Consider the following 21,682-nt stretch of genomic DNA (forward strand, 5'->3'; position numbering starts at 1 on the left):
GGGACCGGGATAGACCGGCCGGAGCCGGGCCGCAACCGCGCCGCCCGCCCCCGTCCCTCACAGCCGCGTCACAGCAGCGCGAACAGTGCGTCCTCATTGGGCGCGGCGGCAACCTCCACCGCCAGCCCCCTGCGGATGAACGGCTCGGCCACCTGCTCGGAGAGGCACAGTTCCCGCACACCGGTCAACGTGTCGTTAAGCCCGGCGGCGGCAACGCACCGCAGCAGTGTCTTCACCGTTCGCTGAGAGAAGTGCAGCGCTGCCGTCACGGTTCCGCTCGCCAGCGCCGCGCGTGCGTCATCGGAGAGGGCATCCGCCGGCTCGGCCGCATAGACGATGGCAAGTTCCAATGAAATGCCCGGCGCCGCCAGGAGCCCGGCGAGATCGGCCGCGCGGTCCTCGCCGGCCGGATTCAGCACCCGCGCGCCAGAAGGAAGGACCGCAGCGATGCGTCCGGCGAGGGCCGTGGCGTCGCCGTCGCAGTCCGTCACCTGGTCGAAGCCGACCGCGCGGGCCTCCTTCGCCGTGCGCGGCCCCACCGCGAAGGCGGGCAGATGCAGGAAGCGCCTGCTGTCCGGATCGGCGGCGAAGGCCGTCACCCCGTTGATGGAGGTAAAGGCCACCGCATCGAAGACGCGATCCGGCAACGGTGTCCCGGTGGGGCCGATCCGCAGCATGGGATCGACGGTCACCTCATGCCCCAGCGCCTTGAGGCGCTTGGCGGTCTGGTGCGCCGCCGGTAGCGGCCTGGTGACGAGAACATGCATCTCAGCAATCAATCGAACGGAAGAACGGGGCGGAACAACGGCCAGACGCGGTAGCCAGACACGAGGGCCGCCGCGCTGAAAAACAGGACGCGGCAAGGGCCGCGCCGGCAACTCACAATCCCAGCGCCCTGGCCGGGGCGCTGGCGCGCAGCTCGGTGCCGAGCGCCGTGCCCAGCGCCGCCGCGTCCGCGATGGGAGCGGCGCCGGAGGCTTCCGCCGCGTCCGCGCCATCGGGCGTCATGACGAGGCCGGAGAGGCGCACCTGATCGCCCTCCACCTTGGCGAGCCCGGCGATGGGGGTGCGGCAGGAGCCGTCGAGGGCGGTCAGGAAAGCCCGTTCGGCGGCGAGCGCGATGCCGGTGTCGCGGCAGGCGACGGCGGCGATGGCGGCGTTGGTGGCAGGATCATTCACCCGGCATTCAATGGCCACCGCCCCCTGACCCACCGCCGGCAGGAAGTCCGAGGTCGCCAGCACCGCGCTCGCCACATCGGCGAGGCCGAGGCGGGTGAGGCCGGCGAGCGCGAGAAGCGTGCCGTCGAAATCCCCGTCCTTCACCCGCGCGAGGCGGGTGTGGACGTTGCCGCGCAGCAGTTCGACCTTGAGGTCCGGCCGCAGGCGCCGCAATTGCGCCTCGCGCCGGAGCGAGGCCGTGCCGACCCGCGCGCCCGCCGGCAGATCGGCGAGGCCGGCGCCGGACTTCAGGATCAGCGCATCGCGCACGTCGGCGCGCGGCAGGTATCCGGCGAGGTGCAGGCCCTCGGGCAGATAGGTCGCCACGTCCTTGGCGGAATGCACGGCGAGGTCCACGCGGCCGTCCAGCAGCGCTTCCTCAAGCTCCTTGGTGAAGAGCCCCTTGCCGCCGGCCTCGGACAGCGCCCGGTCCTGGATCTGGTCGCCGGTGGTGCGGATGACCTCGATGGCGACCTGAGCCGGCTCAACCTTCAGCGCCGCGGCCAGCGCCGCCTGCACCGCATGGGCCTGCCACAGAGCGAGCGGGCTGCCACGGGTGCCGATGCGCAGGATTGGAGAATTTCCGCCGGACATTTCTTCCAATTTCGTATTCTCGTTCAGGGATGCGTAGAATGCGCGAGGGATTCGAAACGGGATAGGCGGCGTTGCGGCGCAGCGCAATGGCGGCGCGCAATCTGGCCCGCGCGCCCTTGGGAGGATGAGAGTTTGCCCGACCTGATGGTGCTCGGCATCGAGACCACGTGCGACGAGACGTCCGCCGCGGTGGTGACGCGCTCGCCCTCTGGCGCGTCGGACATCCGCTCCAACGTCATCCGCTCGCAGGTGGAGATCCACTCGCCCTATGGCGGCGTGGTGCCGGAGATCGCCGCGCGCGCCCATGTGGAGGTGCTGGACCATGTGATCGCCGAGGCCATGCGGCAGGCGGGCGTGGATTATTCCGAACTTTCGGGCATCGCGGCGGCGGCCGGTCCCGGCCTCATCGGCGGGGTCATCGTCGGCCTCACCACGGCCAAGGCCATCGCGCTCGCCGCCAAGAAGCCGCTGGTGGCGGTGAACCATCTGGAAGCTCATGCGCTGACCGCCCGCCTCACCGATGGCGTCGCCTTCCCCTATCTGCTGCTGCTCGTCTCCGGCGGCCACACCCAGCTCCTCGCCATCGAGGATGTGGGCAAATACACCCGTCTGGGGACCACCTTGGACGACGCGGTGGGCGAGGCCTTCGACAAGGTGGCGAAGATGCTGAGCCTGCCCTATCCGGGCGGCCCGCAGGTGGAGGAACAGGCCAAGCACGGCTATTCCGCCCGCTTCCCCTTCCCGCGCCCGCTCCTGGGCCGGCGCGAGCCCGATTTCTCCCTCTCCGGCCTCAAGACCGCGGTGCGGCTGGAGGCGGACCGCCTGGCACCCCTCTCCGACGAGGACGTGGCGGACCTCTGCGCCAGCTTCCAGGCCGCGGTGGTGGAGGTGATCGCCGACCGCGTGCGCGCCGGCGCCCGCGCCTTCCGTGACCGGCTGGGGCGTGGCCCGACTGCTTTGGTGGTCGCCGGCGGCGTCGCCGCCAACGGCATGATCCGCGAAAGCCTCGCCAAGGTGGCGGCCGAGCTGAACACCCGCTTCGCCATGCCGGCCCCGGTGCTGTGCACCGACAATGGCGCCATGATCGCCTGGGCCGGGGCCGAGCGCCTCGCCCGTGGCATCCGGGACCGGCTCGACGTGAGCCCGCGCGCCCGCTGGCCGCTCGATCCGGCGGCCGCCGCCTCTGCCACCGCGCGGGCCTGAACGGTGTCGGGTTCCAGCTTTCGCCGCATCGGCGTGATGGGGGCGGGCGCCTGGGGCACCGCCCTCGCCAACGCCGCCGCCCGTGCCGGCCGCGAGGTGGTGCTGTGGGGCCGCGATGCTGGGGCGATGGCCGACATGGCGGCGGCCCGCGAGAACCGGGCCGATCTGCCGGGCATCGCCCTCGATCCCGCCGTCTCGCCGGTCTCCGACCTCGATCTGATTGCCGATTGCGACGCCGTGCTGCTGGTGGTGCCGGCGCAGGCCTGCCGCGAGGCGCTGGGCCATCTGGGAAGCCGCGTGCGGGCCGGGATGCCGGTCATCTCCTGCGCCAAGGGCATCGAGCGCGGCACCCGCGCCTTCATGAGCGATGTGATCGCCGAGGCGCTGCCCGGGGCGCTGCCCGCCGTGCTCTCCGGCCCGAGCTTCGCAAGCGATGTCGCGGCCGGCCTGCCCACGGCGGTGACGCTGGCGGCGCGGGACGGCATGCTGGCGAAGGATCTCGCCCAGGCGCTGGGCTCCTCCACCCTGCGGCTCTATCATTCCACCGATGTGCGCGGCGCCGAGATCGGCGGGGCGGCGAAGAATGTGCTGGCGATCGCTGCCGGTATCGTCGCCGGGCGCAAACTGGGGGCCAGCGCCGCCGCCGCTCTGGTGGCGCGGGGCTTTGCCGAACTGATGCGCTTCGGCGCCGCCTACGGCGCCCGGCCGGAGACCATCACCGGCCTCTCGGGCCTCGGCGACCTCATCCTCACCACCTCCGGCCCGCAATCGCGCAACTTCGCCTTCGGCCGCGCGCTGGGGGCGGGGGAGGCGGGCGCGGGCAAGCTCGCGGAAGGCGCCTTCACCGCCAGCGTGCTGGTGGAGATGGCGGCGGCCAAGGGCGTGGATGTTCCCGTCAGCGCCGCCGTGGACGCCGTGCTCGCCGGCCGCCTCGGCATCGACGGCGCCATCGAGGCGCTGATGGCCCGGCCGCAGCGGGCGGAGTGAGCGAAAGGGGGGGAGGCCGGAGCCCGTGCCGCCTCTCACAGCCGTCATCCCCCGGCTCGCTGCTCCCCGCGTCATCGCCCCTTCACAAGCGTCATCCCCCGGCTCGTCCGGGGGATCCACCCATCCGCGCGTCCGGTTCTCGCAGGCCGGGCACTCTTCTGGCGTCTCGGTGGATCGCCCGCACAAGGCGGGCGATGACAGAGGGGATGAAGCCGCGCGGGCTTTGCGCGCTGCCTTCGCTCAGGCGCCGCGCGGGCTTCAGGTCTTCAGCCGGTCGAATGTCCGGCCCATCTCCGCGCGGCTCACATGGGAAATGATGGCGGGGTCGAGCACGTCCGCGCCAGCGCGGAAGGCGCCTTCGGCGTCGGGGTGGGCGAGCGCGATGCGGAGCGCGCCAAGGAGGTCATAGAGCGCCCAAGGCTTGCCGGCATCGCGCAGGGCCGATTGCAGCGCCCCCTGCACCAGCGCGCGCACCGTGCGGTGGGATTCGGAGACCGGCACCTCGTCCGCCTCCCCCTCCAGCGCGGCGATGCAGGCCGCCGCATCGAACGAGACGTGGCCGCGACAGGCGAGCGGCCGCACCGGGTAGATCACGCAGATGCCCTCGGCGAGGAAGGGGCATTCGGCCCCCAGCGCCATGGTGCCGGAGGTGGCGGGGTTCGCCCCCTGCGCGGCGGCGAGGCGGGCGGGAAGATCGATGCCCACCTTGCGGAAGCCCTCGGCCATGGCGCGGACATAGCGCGCCACCATCAGCACTTCGGGCATGGTCGCCGCCACCTGGATGCGGCAGCAGGTGCCGCAGCCCTTGTGGCAGGCGAGCGGCGGCAGATCCTTCGTCTGCTCGGTGACATTGTGCGCGTAGCTGGAGAAGGCCTGCATCCAGAGGCGGTCGACGATCTCGGCCGAGCCGCCATGGGCCTGAAGCGTCGCGCCGAAGGCGGCGTGCTGGGCGCGGAAGAAGGCGGCGGGGCCGTCGGCTGCGGTCTCCGGCTCAGAAGCGATCGCCACGGCAAGCCTCCAAAAATGCATCGCGCCCCAAACGGGCGAACCGGAACGCTGGCCAAAAGCCGGAGCCGGAGCATTGAGATGGAACAAGCTATGTACAATCGGGAATAGCCGAAAAGTCCGGGAAACCGCGTAGAGCGCCCGCCCCCCGTTCGGAGAGGGCGGGCGGGGCGTCAGAAGCAGGCGATCAGAAGTAGGTCGCCACGCCGGTGGTGTGCTCCACCGACGGCGGGCTGGCGAAATAGGGGCTGACGAGACGGCGCCATTCCTGGAACTCGGGCGAGTTGCGGAAATGGACCATGTGATCCTCGACGCTCTCCCAGGTGACCAGCAGGGTATAGCGCGTGGGGGTCTCCACGCCGCGCGCCAGCGACATGCCGATGCAGCCGCGCGATTTCTGGAAGTGGGGCGCCGCCTCCCTCACCGCCGCCTCGAAGGCCGCCTCGGAGCCTTCCTTGATGTCGAGCGTGGCAACCTCATAGACCATGTGCGCTTCCTTGATGAGATGCGGCGACCGTCCGCGCCGTCGGCGGCGGAGATTAAGGCCTCGCGCGTCTCAGGCAAGTGACAAGAAACCTTGCCAAGACAGGCGGGACACGGCACATCCGGACCCATCGATTGCGAGCGCGAGCATTGCCATGGCCCACTGGCTCTACAAGTCCGAACCCTTCAAATGGTCCTGGGAGATGCAGGTGAAGGCCGGCGCCAAGGGCACCCATTGGGACGGGGTGCGCAACCACCTCGCCAAGCAGCAGCTGCTCGCCATGAAGATCGGCGACACCGGCTTCTTCTACCATTCCAACGAGGGCAAGGAGATCGTCGGCATCGTCGAGGTCATCAAGGAGGCCTACCCCGACCCCTCCGACCCCACCGGCAAGTTCGTGATGGTGGACATCAAGGCGGTGAAGCCGCTGAAGACCCCCGTCACCCTCGCCGCCGTGAAGGCCGAGCCGCGGCTCTCCGAAATGGCGCTGATGAAGTTCTCCCGCCTCTCGGTGCAGCCGGTGACGAACGAGGAATGGGCCCTCGTCTGCGCCATGGGCGGCGTGAAGGGGTGAGCCGCCCCATCACCGACCCGGCCGCCTTCATCCGCGCCGAGACGCGCCTGCGGCCGGTGCCACTGGTGCCGGAAATCTCGCTCCATGTGGCCGACGAGGCGGTGCCCATCTGGCATCGCACGGAGGAGGAACTGGGCGAGCTCGGCCTGCCGCCGCCCTTCTGGGCCTTCGCCTGGGCCGGCGGGCAGGCGCTGGCCCGGCATGTGCTGGACCATCCGGAGACGGTTCGTGGCCGGCGCGTGCTGGATTTCGCGTCCGGCTCCGGGCTGGTGGGCATCGCCGCCATGAAGGCGGGGGCGTCATCCGTCTCCTGCGCCGACATCGACCCGTTCGCGGTGGCCGCCATCGCCCTCAACGGGGAAGCCAACGGCGTCGTGCTCACGCCGGTGCAGGACGATCTCATCGGCCGGGACGACGGCTGGGACACGGTGCTCGCCGGCGACATCGCCTATGAGCGCGACCTTGCGGAAAAAGTCTTCGCCTGGCTCCTCGCCCTCGCCGGGCGCGGCGCCACGGTGCTCATCGGCGACCCCGGCCGCACCTATCTGCCCAAGGACCGGCTGGAAAAGCTCGCCGAATATTCCGTCCCGGTGACGCGGGAGCTGGAGGACATGGAAATCAAGCGCACGGCGGTGTGGCGGCCGGCGTGAGGATCCTCACGCCTTGCCCGCCCTCAGCAGCGCGAGAAGCCCCGTCAGCAGGTCCACCGGCGTCGGCGGGCAGCCGGGGATTTTCAAATCCACCGGAATGACGGCGGCGGCGCCGTCGGTCACCGCATAGCTGCCGGCGAAGAGGCCGCCGTTGATGGCGCAGTCGCCGGCCGCCACCACCCATTTCGGTGATGGCGTCGCGTCATAGGTGCGCTTCAGCGCCTCGGCCATGTTCTTCGCCACCGGGCCGGTCACCAGCAGCACGTCCGCATGGCGGGGCGAGGCGACGAAGCGGATGCCGAAGCGGTCGAGATCGTAGAAGGCATTGCCCAGCGCGTGGATTTCCAGCTCGCAGCCGTTGCACGAGCCCGCATCCACCTCGCGGATGGACAGGCTGCGGCCCAGCCGGGCGCGGGCAGCGGCGTCCAGCTCGCGCGCCAGCGCTTCCACCGCCGCGTCATCGGGGCCTTTTTCGGTGAGCGGGGCCTTGAGCAGGCCCTGGAGCAGGAGCTTGCGCATCATCGGCCCCTATAAGTCCACGCCCGAATAGGAGCAGTTGAAGGATTTGTTGCAGAGGGGGAAGTCGGCGACGATGTTGCCCTCGATGGCGGTTTCCAGCAGCGGCCACTGGAACCAGGAGGGATCGCGCAGGTGCGCCCGTCGCACGCGCCCGTCGGCCGCCAGCGCCACGAAGGCGAAGACATCGCCGCGGAAGCTCTCCACCAGCGCCACCCCCTCGCCGCCGCCGGCCGGCACGGGCACGAGGATGTCGCCTTTGGGCAGCGTGTCGAGGAGGCGGATGATGAGGCCGAGGCTCTCCTCCACCTCGCGGATGCGCACCCACACGCGGGCGTTCACGTCGCCATCCGTGCGCACCGGCACCTCGAAGGGCAGGCGGTCGTAGGGCGGATAGGGCAAGGCGCGGCGGGCATCGAAGGGCCGGCCGGAGGCGCGGCCGACGAAGCCGCCGGCCCCGAACTGGCGCACGTATTCAGGCTTGGTGAAGCCGGTGCCCACCGTGCGGTCCTGCAGCGAGGCGGTCTCGTCATAGAGGCGGACGAGGGCGGGGAAGGCGCGGCGCACCTCGGCCACCATGGCCTTCACGCCGGTGATGGCCTCCGCCGTTATGTCCTGCGCCACGCCGCCGGGCACCACGCGGTCCATCATCAGCCGGTGGCCGAAGGCGCGGGCGGAGGCGCGCAGCACGCGCTCGCGCAGCACGCCGCAATGGGCGAGCATGAGCGCGAAGGCGGCATCGTTGCAGATGGCGCCGATGTCGCCGAGATGGTTGGCGAGGCGCTCCAGCTCCGCCATCAGCCCGCGCAAGGCATGGGCGCGCTCCGGGATGGCGACGCCGCGCGCGGCTTCCACGGCGCGGCAGAAGGCGAGCGCATAGGCTACGGTGGCGTCGCCGGAATGGCGCCCGGCGATGCGGGCGGCCTCCTCCGGCGTGCGGCCGGCCATCAGGCCTTCCGTGCCCTTGTGGACATAGCCGAGACGCTCCTCCAGCCGCACCACCGTCTCGCCATAGGCGGAGAAGCGGAAATGGCCGGGCTCGATGATGCCGGCATGGACGGGGCCGACGGGGATCTGGTGAACGCCCTCGCCTTCTACCGGCAGCACCGTATAGGCCGCGCCCGCGCCCGCATCGGGACTGGCGGCGCCGAGCGGCGCACGCACGCCCCAGCGGGCGTGGTCGAGCCACGGGCGATCATCCGGCGCGCCCACGGGCGTCAGGCCGAAGAGATCGCGGATGGTCCGCTCCAGCCGTGCGGCGGGCGGGTGGTGGCGGGCGACGGAGGGAAAAGCCCCGGCGGGGCAGGGGAGGCTCGCGAGGGCGAGGCGGCCGGTCGCCTCGTCCAGCAGCGCCATGTGGACGGTGGCGCTGTCGCCGAACAGAGCGGAGAGGGTGAGCCGGCCGGCGGCCAGTTCCGCGCAGAGGGCGGACCATTCTGCCTCGTTCACGCTCACGCGCGGCCAAGGGCGGCAGGCGGAGCCGTTGCGGGCGAAGAGATCGGAGAGGTTGACCATGCCGCCCTCCTAGCCCAGCACCGCGGCCACGTGGCGGAACCACGCGACCAGCTCCGGCGGCAGGTAGAGCCCGGCGGCGAAGACCAGAGCGAGGTGCACGCCCATGGGCACATAGCTCGCCTTCACCGGATCGGTGCCCGGGCTCGGCTCGCCGAAGGCGATGCCGGAAAGCTTCACCATCAGCGCCCCGAAAGCAGTCAGCAGCCCGAGGACGAGGATCAGCGCCAGCCACGGCCGGGCGGCAAACGCGCTCGTCACCACCAGAAACTCGCTCATGAACACCCCGGACGGCGGCAGGCCGGCGATGGCGACGACGCCGGCGACGAGGCTCCAGCCCAGCAGCGGGTGGGAGGTGGTGAGACCCCGGATCTTCGCCAGCTCTTGCGTGCCCTTCACCTGACAGGCGTGGCCTACGGCGAAGAAGATGGCGGATTTCGTGAGGCTGTGCATGGTCATGTGCAGCAGCCCGGCGAAATTCGCCAGCGGCCCGCCGAGCCCGAAGGCGAAGGCGATGATGCCCATGTGCTCGATGGAGGAATAGGCGAACAGGCGTTTGATGTCGCGCCGCCGGTACAGCATGAAGCCGGCGAGCAGCAGGGAGCCGAGGCCCATGGCCATCATCAGCGGCCCCGGCGCCAGCGTGCCGGGATGGGCGGCGAGCAGCGACTTGAAGCGCAGCACCGCGAACAGCGCCACGTTGAGCAGCAGGCCCGACAGCACCGCCGAGATGGGGGTGGGGCCTTCGGAATGCGCATCCGGCAGCCAGGCATGGAGCGGCGCGAGGCCCACCTTGGTGCCGTAGCCGAGCAGCAGGAAGACGAAGGCGACATTGAGCAGCGCGGGGTCGAAATCCCGCGCCCGCTTCATCAGCACGCTCCAGATCATGCCGCCCGCGCCTTCGCCCACGACGGGCTGCGCCACCATGTAGACGAGGATGGTGCCGAACAACGCGAGCGCGATGCCCACCGAGCCGAGCATGAAATATTTCCACGCCGCCTCGATGGCGGCCTCGGTGCGGTAGAGGCCGACCATGAGCACGGTGGTGAGCGTCGCCACTTCGATGGCCACCCACATGACGCCGAGATTGTTGGACAAGAGCGCCAGCGTCATGGCGCCGAGCAGCACCTGATACATGGCGTGGTAGAAGCGCAAATTGAGCGGCGTGAGCCGCCCCGTCTCCAGCTCATGGGCGATGTAGCCGGCGGAAAACCACGCGGTGGTGAAGGCGACGAAGGTGTTCAACACCACGAAGACGATATTGAGATCGTCCACGATGAGGAACGGCCCGGCGATCCGCGGCGCGCCGAGCAGCAGCAGCGCCAGCGCGAAGGTGAGGCCGCAGGCCGCCACATTGAGGAGCGCGCCCACGCGATAGGAAGGCACCAGCGCCAGCAGCACCGCGCTCATGGCGGGTACCGCGACGAGGAGGGGGGCGGGGTCTGAGAGGAGGCTCATGCGCGCCCTCCCCGGAAGCGGTCGAGGGCATCCACGTCCACGGTGTCGAACCGCTCGCGGATGCGGAACAGGAAGATGCCGATGACGATGAGCGCGATGAGCACCGAGAAGGCGACGGAAATCTCCACCACCAACGGCATCCCCTTGGCGCCGGTGGCGGCAAGGATGAGCCCGTTCTCCAGCGACATGAAGCCGATGACCTGACTGACGGCGTTGCGCCGCGTCACCATCATCAGGAGGCCGAGCAGCACCACGGACAAAGCGAAGGCGAGGTCTTCCCGCGCCAGCGCATCCGCCGCGCCGCCCACGTCGGCGGTGGCCTTCAGCATGACCACGAGGGAGAGTGCCACAAGGGCGATGCCGGCGAGCATGGTGGGGCCGATGGAAACCACCGTCTCCACCTGCCGGTGGATGCCGAGGCGCTTGACCATGCGCGCCAGCGCCAGCGGGATCACCATCGCCTTGAACACGAGGGCGATGGCGGCGGTGACATAAAGGTGCGGCGCATCCTGCGCCAGCGCCTGCCAGCCCACGGAGAGGGCGAGCACCACCGCCTGCAGGGCGAACACTTTCAGGAGGGCATAGAGCCGATCCTGATAGAGCATCAGGAAGCTGATGAGCACCAGCGCGCCGGCGAACAGGTGCGCCACGTCGAACACGAGGCTTGCGGACAAAGCGGCGTCGAGGGCCGAGCCGTGCGGGAGGGCGAGCGCGCGGTCCATCAGAGCATCCTCGACACGAACAGGAGCAGCGTGCCGAGCAGCCCCAGCATCAAAGCGGCGCCGAGGAAGTCCGGCACGCGGAACACCCGCATTTTCGCGATGGATGTCTCGAACATGGCGAGCAGCACCGCCCCCGCCGCGAGCTTCGCGCCATAGCTCGCCATGCCGAGCACCAGCGCGCCCGCCCCGGCCCCGGCCGGCGCCAGCCCCCACGGCACGAACACGCAGGCGACGAGGGAGAGGAAGAGGAGCAGCTTCAGCTGCGCGGCCAGCTCGATGAGCGCGAGGTGGCGGCCGGAATATTCCAGCACCATGGCCTCATGGACCATGGTCAGCTCCAGATGGGTGGCGGGATTGTCCACCGGGATGCGCCCGTTCTCCGCCACCGCGACGATGGCGAGCGCCACCAGCGCCAGCGCCAGCGACACGCGCAGGCCGACGCCGGCCACCATCACCGAGGCGATGGTGGAGAGCTGGGTGGACTGGGCGACGAGGGCGAGGGAGAAGACGATCATGATCATCGCCGGCTCGGCGAGGGAGGAGATCATCACCTCCCGGCTCGATCCGATGCCGCCGAAGCTGGTGCCCACGTCCATGCCCGCCAGCGCGAGGAAGAAGCGGGCCGAGCCGAGCAGGGCGGTGATGACGATGAGGTCCGCCGACCAGGAGAAGATGAGCCCGGTGCCGAAGGTGGGCACCAGCGCCGCCGCCACCCACGTCGCCGCGAAGAGGAGGTAGGGCACGGCGCGGAACAGCCAGGAGGCGTTGTGGGCCAGCACCGCCTCCTTGTTCAGGAGCCGCGCGAGGTCGCGGTAGGGCTGGAACACGCAGGCGCCGCGCCGCCGCGTGAGGCGCGCCTTCACCTTGCGCACGAGGCCGGTGAGCAGCGGCGCCAGCGCCAGCACCAGCAGCATCTGGGTGCCCTGCACCAGAAGGTTGGCCATCATGTCCATAGTGCCAGCACCAGGAGCAGGAGGACGAGGGCGCCGAACACCAGCGCCAGATACTGGCGGATGGTGAGATATTGCAGGCGGTTGGCCCGCGTCGCGATGCGCTCCACCAGCCCGGCCAGCGGCAGGAACAGGAAGGCCCAGGCGGGATCGCGGGCGGTGATCTCGATGCGCGCCGGGGCGAGCGAGCCCGGCGGCGGCATCTCCACCCGTTCGCGGGCGGCGAACAGGGAGCGGGCGAACACCCGGCGGATCGGCTGGGCGAACGAGCCGGCGGAATATTGCGTCACCGGATCGGCATTGGGAAAGCCGCAGTCCCACGGCGGCGCGCGGCGCACCGCGCCGGTGGCGAGCCGGTGGATGACGAAGGCCGACAGCAGCGCCGAGGAGGCGATGAAGAGGAAGACGAGGAGGCCGTTATAGGACGATCGGCTTTCCGCCACCGGCACGATGGAGAGCCACGCCACCTCGCTTTGCGCCGGCATCCTCACCCCGACCAGCGCCGTCACCGCCGGCTGCAGCGCATCGATGACGAGGCCGGGGAACAGGCCGGCGAGAACGCAGATGGCTGCGAGGGCGAGCATCGCCGCGCGGGAGAAGGCGTCCACCTCATGGGCGTTTGCCGCCTCATCGCTGCGCGCGCGGCCGAGGAAGACGATGCCGTAGAGCCGCACGAAGCACGCCGCCGCCAGCGCCGCCGCCAGCGCCAGCAGGGCGCCGGCCGCGGGCACCGCGAGCTTCAGGCCCCAGGCCGGCAGCTCGGGGCTGAGTAGGATGGCCTGGAACACCAGCCATTCGGAGGCGAAGCCGTTGAGCGGCGGCAGAGCGGAGATGGCGGCCGCGCCGATGAGCATGGCCACCGAGGTGACGGGCATGCGGTGGATGAGCCCGCCGAGGCGGTCCATCACCCGCGATCCGGTGGCGGTGAGCACCGCGCCGGCGCCGAAGAAGAGCAGGCTCTTCATGGCCGCGTGGTTGAACACGTGGAACAGCGCCGCGGTGAAGGCCAGCGCCGCCGCCCCGCCGAAGCCCGAGGCCTTGAAGGCGAGGGCGAGGCCGAGGCCGACGAAGATGAGGCCGATATTCTCGATGGTGGAGAAGGCGAGCACGCGCTTGGTGTCGCTCTGCAGCAGCGCCTGCAGCACGCCGACCACGCCGGCGATGGCGCCCGCGACGATCACCGGAATGCCCCACCACCAGTCCGGCGGGCCGGCGAGATCGAACACGATGCGGATGAAGCCGTAGACGGCGACCTTCGTCATCACCCCGCTCATCAGCGCGGAGACATGGCTCGGCGCGGCGGGGTGGGCGAGGGGCAGCCAGACGTGCAGCGGCACGAGGCCGGCCTTCGATCCTGCGCCAAGCATCGCCAGCGCCAGCACCACCGCCTCGGCCCAGCCGGTGGGGGGCGCGGCCCGCATGGCCTCGAAGGTGAAGCCCCCGCCGCCCGCCGCGAGAAGCCCGAACGCCAGCATCAGCGCCAGCGTGCCGAAGGAGGCCATAAGGATATAGACGAGGCCCGCCTGCACGTTGCCGGCCTCCTTGTCGTGGGACACCACCAGCGCCCACGAGGCCAGCGACATGAATTCCCACGCGAGGAGGAAGGTGTAGGCATCCGCCGCCAGCGGCACGAGGCTCATGCCGGCGAGGAAGGCGGGGAAAAACGGCAGCACCCGCTCCGGCGCGTGGTCGTGCCGGCCGTAGCCGAGGCCGTAGAGGCTCGCCGCCGCGCCGCCGAGATTCACCACGAAGAGGAAGACGGCGGAGAGCGCATCGAGCCGCAGGTTCGCGCCGATCCACGGAATGCCCAAAGGCAGCACGAGGGCGCCCGTGGGCGCGGCGATGGCGGTAAGGGCCGAGGCGGCGGCAAGCAGCGTCACTACCAGCGCGCCGCCATAGACCACCGTTCGCCCGTAAGGCCCGCGCGCGAGCAGCACCCCGCCCGCCGCCAGCACCAGCAGCACGGCAACCGCAGAAAGAGCGGCGAGAAGCTGGACCGTGGGGGCGAGGGCCATCTCAGTCCCCCGATGGCCGGTGGGCCGGCGCCTTGAGGCGCACGCCCCGTCCGCCGCCGTCGCTCACCGCGCCTTCGCCGATGAGATCGACGCCGGCGACATCAAGCGCGCCCACCAGCTTCATCAGCGAATCCACATTGCCGCGGATCACGCCGTCGCTGGCTTCCATACGCTGGATGGTGGGGAGCGAGAGGCCGCACAGGCCGGCAAGGGCGCGCTGGTCGAGGCCGAGAATGGCGCGGGCGGCACGGAGCTGGGCGGCAGTGATCATGATCGTCAACAGCAGGTGTAAAGCGTGACTAATGCTGCTTACACCCGGTCTATTAAGCGATCAAGCATTATTAGTGATGTTTAAAACATCATACTACCGCCAAGGCGAGCGCAGGGGCGAGCGCAAGGGCGGGCGCAGGGGGTCGGCGCCCGCCCTCCTTGCGAGGCTCACGCCTCGCGGATGTCGTTGGCCACGCGGGCGAGGATCTCGACGATCCGTGTCTCGGCGCCGCGGTTCTGCTCCAGCTTCTCGCGGGTCACGTCGCGCAAATTCTCCAGCGCGGCCTCCACCAGCCGGGGCAATTCGGCGCCGTGGCTCGGGCCGTTCTCGCTCCAGCCCATCCACTTCTTCACCCGGCCCATCTTGAGGCCGATCTCGGACAGCCGGCCGATGATGGCGTCGGCGAAGTCGCGGTTCTCGGCGAGATAGGCGCGGCCTTCCTCGGTGATGGTGTAGCGCTTCTTGGAGCCATCCGCCTCGGCGGTCACGTAGCCCGCCTCCTCAAGGAAGGTGAGGGTGGGATAGACCACGCCCGGGCTCGGCGAATACCAGCCGGCGGTTTTCTCCTCGATCAGCTTGATGATCTCGTAGCCGTGGCGCGGCTGCTCGGCGATGAGCGAAAGCGCCAGAAGCTTGAGGTCGCCCTGCGCCAGCATGCGGCCGATGCGGAACATGTCGCCGCCGCCGCGCCCGCCGCGCCCACCCGGTCCGCCGCCGCCACGATGGCCGCCGAACTCGCCATGGCCATGGCCGGCGAACTCATGCTCTGCCATCTCGCGGCGGCCGAACTCACCGCCCATTTCGCCGCCAAAGCCGCGGCCACGGCGGGCGTCCCGCCAGTCTCGTTTGCATCCGAACATTCGGAAGTCTCCTTAGATATGTCGTTAGATATAGCGACGATGGTTATATCGTTCGATATATCTGACACGCAAGGGGGCCTTCCGAAAATTCCGTTCAGGCTTTCTGAAGGCCCGCGCTTGCAGGATCGGCCGGATCGCCGGAGTGTTCCCTTATGGCCATGACCGATCAGGACCGAGCCGCCCGCGCCGCCCACGGCCTCGCCTCCGCCGCCGCGCCGGATGTGGCGGAGGCGGTGGAGGGCTGGCTGGCCCGGCTCGCCCATGAGCGCCGCCTCTCGGCCAAGACGCTGGAGGCCTATGCGCGCGATCTCTCCGTCGTTCTGCTGCGGCTCACGGACCACCTCGGCCGCCGCCCGACGCTCGCCGACCTCGCGGCGCTCACCCCGGCGGACGTGCGCGCCGTGCTCGCCTCGCGTCGCGCGGAGGGCGTGGCGCCGCGCACGTTGGTGCGCCTGCTCGCCGCCGCGCGGTCGTTCGGCCGGCATCTGGAGCGGGAAGGGCAGGGCAAGGTCGGTGCGCTCACGGCGGTGCGCGCGCCGAAGGTGCCGAAAGGCCTGCCGAAGCCCGTCTCCGTCACCGCCGCCCGCGCGCTTTCCGATCCCGACACACGGGCCGGGGAGGCGCGCGAGCAATGGGTGCTGGCGCGGGATGCGGCGGTGATCACCCTCCTCTACGGCGCGGGCCTGCGCATTTCCGAGGCGCTGGGTCTCACGGCGGGCACGCTCGCGCCGGGCACGACGCAGATCACGGTCACCGGCAAGGGCAACAAGACGCGCATGGTGCCGCTGATCGCCCCCGTGCTCACGGCGGTGGAGGCCTACCGCGCGCTCTGCCCCTATGCGCTGGCGCCGGACAAGCCGCTGTTCCGCGGCGCGCGGGGCGGGCCGCTTTCGCCGCGCATCGTGCAATTGGCGGTGGAGCGGATGCGCGGCGTGCTGGGGCTTCCCGACAGCGCGACGCCCCATGCGCTGCGCCACTCCTTCGCCACCCATCTCCTGTCGCGCGGCGGCGACCTGCGCGCGATCCAGGAATTGCTCGGGCACGCCTCGCTTTCCACCACGCAGATCTACACGCAGGTGGATGCGGCGGCCCTCATGAACGCCTGGCGCGCCGCGCATCCCAGGGCACGCGCGCAATCCCCTCGCGCGCAAACGGGGAGCTGACGCATGACGTTCACGCCCGTCCGCCCCGTCATTGAGCATCTGTCCGTCACCACCGTGGACCTCGCCCGCGCCGTGCGCTTCTACGATGCGGTGCTGGGGCCCCTCGGCCTCGTGCGGGTGGCGGATTATGACGAGCCGGAAGGCGCCTCCGCCTGCTGGGGACCGCCCGGCACCCTGCCGGCGCCGGAGGGCGTGCCGGGCGCGGCGCCTTTCTGGGTGCAATTGCGCGACGGTCCGGTGACGCCGCCACCGGGCACCCATATCGCCTTCTGCGCGGCGGATCGGGCGGCGGTGGAAGCCTTCCATGCGGCCGGCACCGCCACGGGCGGCACGGATTACGGCGCGCCGGGGCTCCGGCCCCAGTACGGCCCCGGCTATTACGCTGCGTTCCTGATGGACCCGGACGGCTGGCGCATCGAGGCCGTGGCCTATGTGTAGTGGCCGCGCACCGGTTTGCCGGCTGTGGGCCGGCGGCGCTCGGCTCTTTCAATGCCGGCAAGCGCTCCGTTATTCTTCGAAAGTGATTCGCGGCGCGCCACGGAAAGGCTGCGGCAGCCGCAGGGCAGGGGAAGGACACCGGGGCGAATGGCGGAGCGCATCCGGATGAGCGGCGCGCGGCGCCCGGCGCGTGGGCGCAGGCTGGCGCCCGCCCCGGCGACGGGACGCGCGAACCGCTGCGTCGGCACCCGCGCCGCGCTGTTCGGTTCCGCCCTCCTCGGCTCCACGGCCCTTGCCGGCTCGCCTGCCTTTGCCAGCGGCTGGACCGTCGCCGTCGGCGCGGCCGAGGCGTTGTGGCCGGTGATCGCTTTGTCCGCCTGCGCCGTCGCCGGGCTGATCGCCCTGAGATCGCGGAGCGTTGCGGCCGCGCTTTCCGCCCGCATGGACAAGGCCGAGGCCGAAGCCCGCGATGCCGCCGCCGCCGCCGCCCGGGCGCGGGCGGAAGCCCATGCCGCGCGCACCCTGCTCGCCGCCGGCGCTCCCGCCTTCATGGCCTGGACCGGCCGGACCCTGCCGGTGGACGTGCATGGCACGACGCCGGAAGGCCTGCGCGCCGGCCTCGGCCCCGCCACCACGGCGCTCGACACGGCGCTGGAGCAGTTGCGCCGGGAAGATGGCATTGTGTCGGTTGCCGTGGAGACGCCGGCCGGCCCGGTGCGGCTGGAAGGCCGCAGCCTCGGCGGCGCGGGCGTCCTCCTCGTGCGTCCGGCGGACGCCCCCGACCCAGCCGCGCAAGCCGGGACGACCGGTTTCGCAGAGGCGGAACGGATGGCGCACGGCCTCGCCGCCGCCCTCGATGCCGCGGCTGCGCCGGCCTGGCTGCGGCGGCCGGATGGCGATTTGATCTATGTGAACCCCGCCTTCGCCGCCGCCGTGGGCGCGCCCTCGGCCGAGGAGGCGCGGGCCGCCGGCCTCGACCTCCTCGACGCCCGCATCCGCAGCGCCGCTTTGACCGCCGAAGGCACGGCCGGCACCTTCCGCCAGCGGGTGAAGGCGGTGGCGAGCGGCCAGCGCCGGCAGATGGACGTGGTGGAGGTGGCCGGCCCCTTCGGCACAGCCGGCATCGCCATCGACGTGACGGCGGAGGACGCGGCGAAGGCCGAGACCGCCCGCACGGTGGCCGCCCACCAGCGCACGCTGGACCAGCTGACCACCGCCGTGGCCATCTTCGGCGCCGACGAGCGCCTCGTCTTCCACAATGCCGCCTACGAGCGGCTGTTCGACCTCGCCCCCGGCTTCCTCGACCAGCGCCCGCCGGAGAGCGAGATCCTCGAAGACCTGCGCCGCCGCCGCAAGGTGCCCGAGCAGGCCGACTTCCGGGCGTGGCGCGCGCAGTTGCGCGAGGCCTACCGCGCCATCGAGCCGGTGAACGACTGGTGGCACCTGCCCGGCGGGCAGATGCTGCGCGTGGTCATCACGCCCAATGCCGAGGGCGGCATCACCTATCTGTTCGACGATCTGTCCGAGCATCTGGCACTGGAGAGCCGCTACAACAGCCTCATCCGCATCCAGGGCGAGACGCTGGACGGCCTTGCGGAGGCGGTGGCGGTGTTCGGCGCGGACGGGCGGCTCAACCTCTACAACGAGGCTTTCCTCGCGCTCTGGTCCCTGGACGCCCAGGCCATGGGCGACAAGCCCCATGTGGATGCGGTCGCCGCCATGTGTCGCCCGCTCTATGGCGAGACGGCCGCCTTCTCCCGCATCCGGCAGGCGGTGACGGCCATCGGCCCGCGCGAGGCCATGACCCTGCGCTTCGAGCGGCCGGATGGCCGGGTGCTCGACGGCGCCACCCAGCCCCTGCCGGACGGCGGCACCATGGTGACGTTCCGCGATGTCACCGACAGCGTGAAGGTGGAGCGGGCGCTGACCGAGCGCGCCGAGGCGCTGGAGGCGGCGGACAAACTGAAGAACGCCTTCGTCGGCCACGTCTCCTACCACCTGCGCACGCCCCTCAATACCTTGATGGGCTATGCCGACATGCTGCGCGAGGGCCTCGCCGGCCCGCTCAACGACCGCCAGCGCGACTATCTCGACCACATGCACCAGTCCTCGGATCTGCTGCGCGCGCTCATCGACGACATCCTCGACCTCGCCACCATCGACGCCGGCGCCATGGAGCTGGACCTCGCCGAGGTGGACGTGCGCGAGCTGGTGCTCGCCGTCGCCGAGGCTGTGCGCGACAGCGTGGAGGAGGCGCGGCTCGTTCTCGCGGTCAATATCGATCCCGCCGCCGGCATCTTCGTCGCCGATGCGCGGCGGCTGCGGCAGATCCTGTTCAACCTCCTCTCCAATGCCATCGCCGTCTCGCCCGAGGGCGGCACCGTGGCGCTCGGGGCCGCGCGCCGCGACGGGGCGCTGGTGTTCACCGTGCGCGACGAGGGGCCGGGCGTGCCGGCGGAAGTGCGGGAGACGCTGTTCGACCGCTTCGAGAGCCGCAGCGCCGGACCGCGTCATCGCGGGGTGGGCCTTGGCCTCGCCATCGTGCGCTCCTTCGTGAGCCTGCACGGCGGCTCGGTCATGGTGGGGCCGGCGTCCTCCGCGCGCGGAGCGCTCGCGACCGGAACCCTCGCTGTGGGTACGATCGCGACTTGCATCTTCCCGCTCGACAACGAGCGCCGGCGGGAGGCCGCCGAATGAGCATCCTGCTCGAACGCCTCGAAGGAAAGCCGGTGGCCTGCCGCGTGGTCCTGAAGGACCTCGCCGCCACCACCCGCTTGGCCGCCCTCATCGCCAGCTGGTTCGGGGGCAAGGACACCATCACGCTCACCGGCGACCTCGGCGCCGGCAAGACGGAGCTGGCCCGCGCGCTGATCCGCGCCTTCGCCGATGATCCCGGCGTGGACGTGCCGAGCCCCACCTTCCCGATCCTGATCTCCTACGATTTCCCGCGCGGCCGGGTGGTCCACGCCGACCTCTACCGCATCCAGGAACCGGACGAGCTGGACGAGCTGGGTTGGGACGAGATGCGCGAGAACGCGCTGCTCATGGTGGAATGGCCCGAGCGCGCCGAGGAGCGCCTGCCGGCCGACCGCCTCGACGTGGCGCTCTATCTTGCCGCCGGCACGCGGGACGCCGCCGATCTCGGCCCGGAGGCGCGCATCGCCATCGTCACCGGCTACGGCAGCTTCGGCGCGCGGCTCGACCGGCTGATGATCGCGCAATCGCTCATCGAGCAGAGCGGCTTCGCCGAGGCGGCGCACCGCTTCCTGCAGGGTGACGCCTCCGCCCGCTCCTACAGCCGCCTCGTGCTCGGCGACCGCTCCGCCATCGTCATGAACGCGCCGCGCCAGCCGGACGGGCCACCGCTGAAGCGCGGCCTGCCCTACAGCCAGCTCGTGCATCTGGCGGAAGACGTGAAGCCCTTCGTCGCCATGGACCGGGCCCTGCTGGCGCAGGGGCTCTCCGCACCGCTGATCTATTCGGCGGATCTGGAGGCGGGCATTCTCGTGCTGGAGGACCTCGGCTCCCAGTTCGTGGTGGCCGGCACCCCGCCCGCCCCGGTGCCGGAGCGCTATCGCCTCGCGGTGGAGGTGCTAGCCACCCTGCACAGCCGCCCCTTGCCGCGCACGCTGAACATCGCGCCACGGGTGGAGCGGGCGCTGCCGTCCTACGACGTCGCCGCCATGCTCACCGAGATTGACCTGATGCTGGACTGGTATCTGCCGTCCCGCGGCATCCGGCTCGACGGCGTGGTGCGGGAGGAGTTCCGCCTGCTGTGGCGCAGCGCGCTCAACTCCGCCATGGCGGAGCCGCCCACCTGGGTGCTGCGCGACTACCACTCGCCCAATCTCATCTGGCTGCCCCACCGCGAGGGCCTGCGCCGCATCGGCCTCATCGATTTCCAGGACGCGGTGATGGGGCCGGCGGCCTATGACGTGGTTTCGCTGGCGCAGGACGCGCGGGTGGACGTGCCGGAGGAGCTGGAGATCGATCTGGTGCGCCGCTACGTGGCGCTGCGGGGCGAGGCGGACCCCACCTTCGACCCGCGCGGCTTCTCCCGCACCTACGCGCTGATGGGCGCCCAGCGGGCCAGCAAGATCCTCGGCATCTTCACCCGCCTCAACGATCGCGACGGCAAGCCACACTATCTGAAGCACCTGCCGCGCATCCGCCGCTACCTCGCCCGGTGCCTCGCCCATGAGGAACTGGGCTCGCTGCGCATGTGGTATGAGGCCGTGCTGCCATCGAAGGATCTTTCCGCGTGACCGCTGCCCCCGCCACGCTCGTTGACGCGCCCGCCGCCGGAACCGTCCGGATCGATGCCGCCCGAATCACCACCGCCATGGTGCTCGCCGCCGGCCTCGGCACCCGCATGCGGCCGCTCACCGACACCCGCCCGAAGCCGCTGGTGGTGGTGGAGGGGCGCGCGCTGGTGGACCATGTGCTGGATCGTGTCGCTGCCGCGGGCATTCCGCGCGCCATCGTCAATCTGCACCACCATGCGGACATGCTGGAAGCGCATCTCAAGGCCCGCGCCGGCGCGCCCGAGATCATCCTCTCCGACGAGCGCGGCCTGCTGCTGGAGACCGGCGGCGGCGTGCGCAAGGCGCTGCCGCTGATCGGCGCGGAGCCTTTCCTCGTCATCAATTCCGACACCATCTGGATCGAGGGCATGCGCCCCAACCTCGTGCGGCTCATGGAGCAGTTCGATCCCGAGCGCATGGACGCGCTGCTGCTGCTGGCCTCCGCCGCCCATTCCATCGGCTATGACGGCATGGGCGACTTCCAGATGGACAAGCTCGGCCGGCTGGAGCGCCGGGGCGAGCGCACCATCGCCCCCTTCGTCTATGCCGGCGCCGCCATCCTGAAGCCGGAGCTGTTCGACGATGCGCCGGAGGGGGCCTTCTCGCTCAACCGCGTGTTCGATCGCGCGGCGGCGGCGGAGCGGCTGTTCGGCTTGCGGCTCGACGGCATCTGGATGCATGTGGGCACACCCGACGCCATCGCCCTGGCCGAGGAGGCTATCGAGCGGTCGAGCGATTGAGGTTTTTCCTCTGGCGGG

General features: G+C 70.9%; 21 protein-coding genes. 9 read left to right on the top strand and 12 right to left on the bottom strand.

The features are described 5' to 3' along the window. Nucleotides 1–68 precede the first annotated feature (68 nt). Entirely contained in the window at nt 69–767 is a 699-nt protein-coding gene (locus J2126_RS13950) for a uroporphyrinogen-III synthase (protein ID WP_209487532.1), read from the bottom strand. A gap of 112 nt (nt 768–879) precedes the next feature. After that, nucleotides 880–1,812 (bottom strand): hydroxymethylbilane synthase, encoded by a 933-nt coding sequence (hemC, locus tag J2126_RS13955; RefSeq protein ID WP_209487533.1) that lies wholly within the window; start codon nt 1,810–1,812, stop codon nt 880–882. Between the two features lie 141 nt (nt 1,813–1,953). Here hemC and tsaD point away from each other — a divergent pair, with 141 nt between their 5' ends. Both tsaD and J2126_RS13965 read left to right on the top strand, forming a co-directional pair. Continuing rightward, complete coding sequence (tsaD, locus tag J2126_RS13960; protein ID WP_209490165.1) at nt 1,954–3,015, top strand: tRNA (adenosine(37)-N6)-threonylcarbamoyltransferase complex transferase subunit TsaD; 1,062 nt, start codon at nt 1,954–1,956, stop codon at nt 3,013–3,015. A 3-nt stretch (nt 3,016–3,018) separates the two neighbouring features. After that, a complete protein-coding gene (locus J2126_RS13965; protein WP_348634305.1) occupies nt 3,019–4,002 on the top strand; it encodes an NAD(P)H-dependent glycerol-3-phosphate dehydrogenase in 984 nt (327 codons plus the stop codon). Between the two features lie 258 nt (nt 4,003–4,260). Here the strand turns inward: J2126_RS13965 and J2126_RS13970 are convergent, their stop codons facing one another. Continuing rightward, a complete protein-coding gene (locus J2126_RS13970) occupies nt 4,261–5,010 on the bottom strand; it encodes a YkgJ family cysteine cluster protein (RefSeq protein ID WP_209487534.1) in 750 nt (249 codons plus the stop codon). Nucleotides 5,011–5,194: 184 nt separating this feature from the next. Next, nucleotides 5,195–5,494 carry an antibiotic biosynthesis monooxygenase family protein gene (locus tag J2126_RS13975; RefSeq protein ID WP_209487535.1) on the bottom strand — a complete coding sequence of 100 codons (300 nt, stop codon included), beginning with the start codon at nt 5,492–5,494 and terminating at the stop codon, nt 5,195–5,197. Between the two features lie 151 nt (nt 5,495–5,645). Between J2126_RS13975 and J2126_RS13980 the strand changes: the two genes are divergently transcribed. Next, complete coding sequence (locus tag J2126_RS13980; protein WP_209487536.1) at nt 5,646–6,065, top strand: EVE domain-containing protein; 420 nt, start codon at nt 5,646–5,648, stop codon at nt 6,063–6,065. Next, nucleotides 6,026–6,715: a class I SAM-dependent methyltransferase gene (locus J2126_RS13985; protein WP_209487537.1), complete on the top strand. Its 690-nt coding sequence runs from the start codon at nt 6,026–6,028 to the stop codon at nt 6,713–6,715. The genes J2126_RS13980 and J2126_RS13985 overlap by 40 nt, the downstream gene beginning before the upstream one ends. 6 nt (nt 6,716–6,721) lie before the next feature. Here the strand turns inward: J2126_RS13985 and J2126_RS13990 are convergent, their stop codons facing one another. From J2126_RS13990 to J2126_RS14025, 8 genes are all read right to left on the bottom strand, one after another. After that, nucleotides 6,722–7,234, bottom strand: a complete 513-nt coding sequence (locus tag J2126_RS13990) for an NADH-quinone oxidoreductase subunit B family protein (RefSeq protein ID WP_209487538.1) — start codon at nt 7,232–7,234, stop codon at nt 6,722–6,724. A gap of 9 nt (nt 7,235–7,243) precedes the next feature. Continuing rightward, nucleotides 7,244–8,746, bottom strand: a complete 1,503-nt coding sequence (locus J2126_RS13995) for a nickel-dependent hydrogenase large subunit (RefSeq protein ID WP_209487539.1) — start codon at nt 8,744–8,746, stop codon at nt 7,244–7,246. 9 nt (nt 8,747–8,755) lie between these two features. After that, the gene (locus J2126_RS14000; RefSeq protein WP_209487540.1) at nt 8,756–10,201 is read right to left on the bottom strand and encodes a hydrogenase 4 subunit F; all 1,446 of its coding nucleotides are present in this window, start codon (nt 10,199–10,201) and stop codon (nt 8,756–8,758) included. Beyond that, nucleotides 10,198–10,923 carry a hydrogenase-4 component E gene (locus tag J2126_RS14005; protein WP_245327330.1) on the bottom strand — a complete coding sequence of 242 codons (726 nt, stop codon included), beginning with the start codon at nt 10,921–10,923 and terminating at the stop codon, nt 10,198–10,200. The genes J2126_RS14000 and J2126_RS14005 overlap by 4 nt, the downstream gene beginning before the upstream one ends. Beyond that, nucleotides 10,923–11,870, bottom strand: a complete 948-nt coding sequence (locus J2126_RS14010; protein WP_432445331.1) for a respiratory chain complex I subunit 1 family protein — start codon at nt 11,868–11,870, stop codon at nt 10,923–10,925. Before J2126_RS14010 ends, J2126_RS14005 begins: the two co-directional genes overlap by 1 nt. Continuing rightward, a complete protein-coding gene (gene hyfB, locus J2126_RS14015; RefSeq protein ID WP_209487542.1) occupies nt 11,867–13,888 on the bottom strand; it encodes a hydrogenase 4 subunit B in 2,022 nt (673 codons plus the stop codon). Before hyfB ends, J2126_RS14010 begins: the two co-directional genes overlap by 4 nt. A gap of 1 nt (nt 13,889) precedes the next feature. Continuing rightward, entirely contained in the window at nt 13,890–14,159 is a 270-nt protein-coding gene (locus J2126_RS14020) for a helix-turn-helix domain-containing protein (RefSeq protein WP_209487543.1), read from the bottom strand. 167 nt (nt 14,160–14,326) lie between these two features. Next, on the bottom strand, nt 14,327–14,932 hold the full coding sequence (locus tag J2126_RS14025) for a PadR family transcriptional regulator (RefSeq protein WP_209490169.1): 606 nt from the start codon (nt 14,930–14,932) through the stop codon (nt 14,327–14,329). Between the two features lie 239 nt (nt 14,933–15,171). On the opposite strand from J2126_RS14025, the gene J2126_RS14030 reads away from it, so the two are divergent. The 5 genes from J2126_RS14030 (at nt 15,172) to J2126_RS14050 (ending at nt 21,664) form a co-directional block, all read left to right on the top strand. After that, nucleotides 15,172–16,182, top strand: coding sequence for a tyrosine recombinase XerC (locus tag J2126_RS14030; protein WP_209487544.1), 1,011 nt, complete (start codon nt 15,172–15,174; stop codon nt 16,180–16,182). 3 nt (nt 16,183–16,185) lie between these two features. Further along, complete coding sequence (locus tag J2126_RS14035) at nt 16,186–16,620, top strand: VOC family protein (RefSeq protein ID WP_209487545.1); 435 nt, start codon at nt 16,186–16,188, stop codon at nt 16,618–16,620. A 147-nt stretch (nt 16,621–16,767) separates the two neighbouring features. Then, nucleotides 16,768–19,317 (top strand): sensor histidine kinase, encoded by a 2,550-nt coding sequence (locus J2126_RS14040; RefSeq protein ID WP_209487546.1) that lies wholly within the window; start codon nt 16,768–16,770, stop codon nt 19,315–19,317. After that, on the top strand, nt 19,314–20,885 hold the full coding sequence (gene tsaE, locus J2126_RS14045; RefSeq protein ID WP_209487547.1) for a tRNA (adenosine(37)-N6)-threonylcarbamoyltransferase complex ATPase subunit type 1 TsaE: 1,572 nt from the start codon (nt 19,314–19,316) through the stop codon (nt 20,883–20,885). Before J2126_RS14040 ends, tsaE begins: the two co-directional genes overlap by 4 nt. A gap of 77 nt (nt 20,886–20,962) precedes the next feature. Further along, entirely contained in the window at nt 20,963–21,664 is a 702-nt protein-coding gene (locus tag J2126_RS14050) for a nucleotidyltransferase family protein (protein ID WP_209490171.1), read from the top strand. Nucleotides 21,665–21,682 lie beyond the last annotated feature (18 nt).

Origin of the sequence: Xanthobacter flavus, assembly GCF_017875275.1 — a bacterium.
In the GTDB taxonomy this organism is placed as follows: domain Bacteria; phylum Pseudomonadota; class Alphaproteobacteria; order Rhizobiales; family Xanthobacteraceae; genus Xanthobacter; species Xanthobacter flavus_A.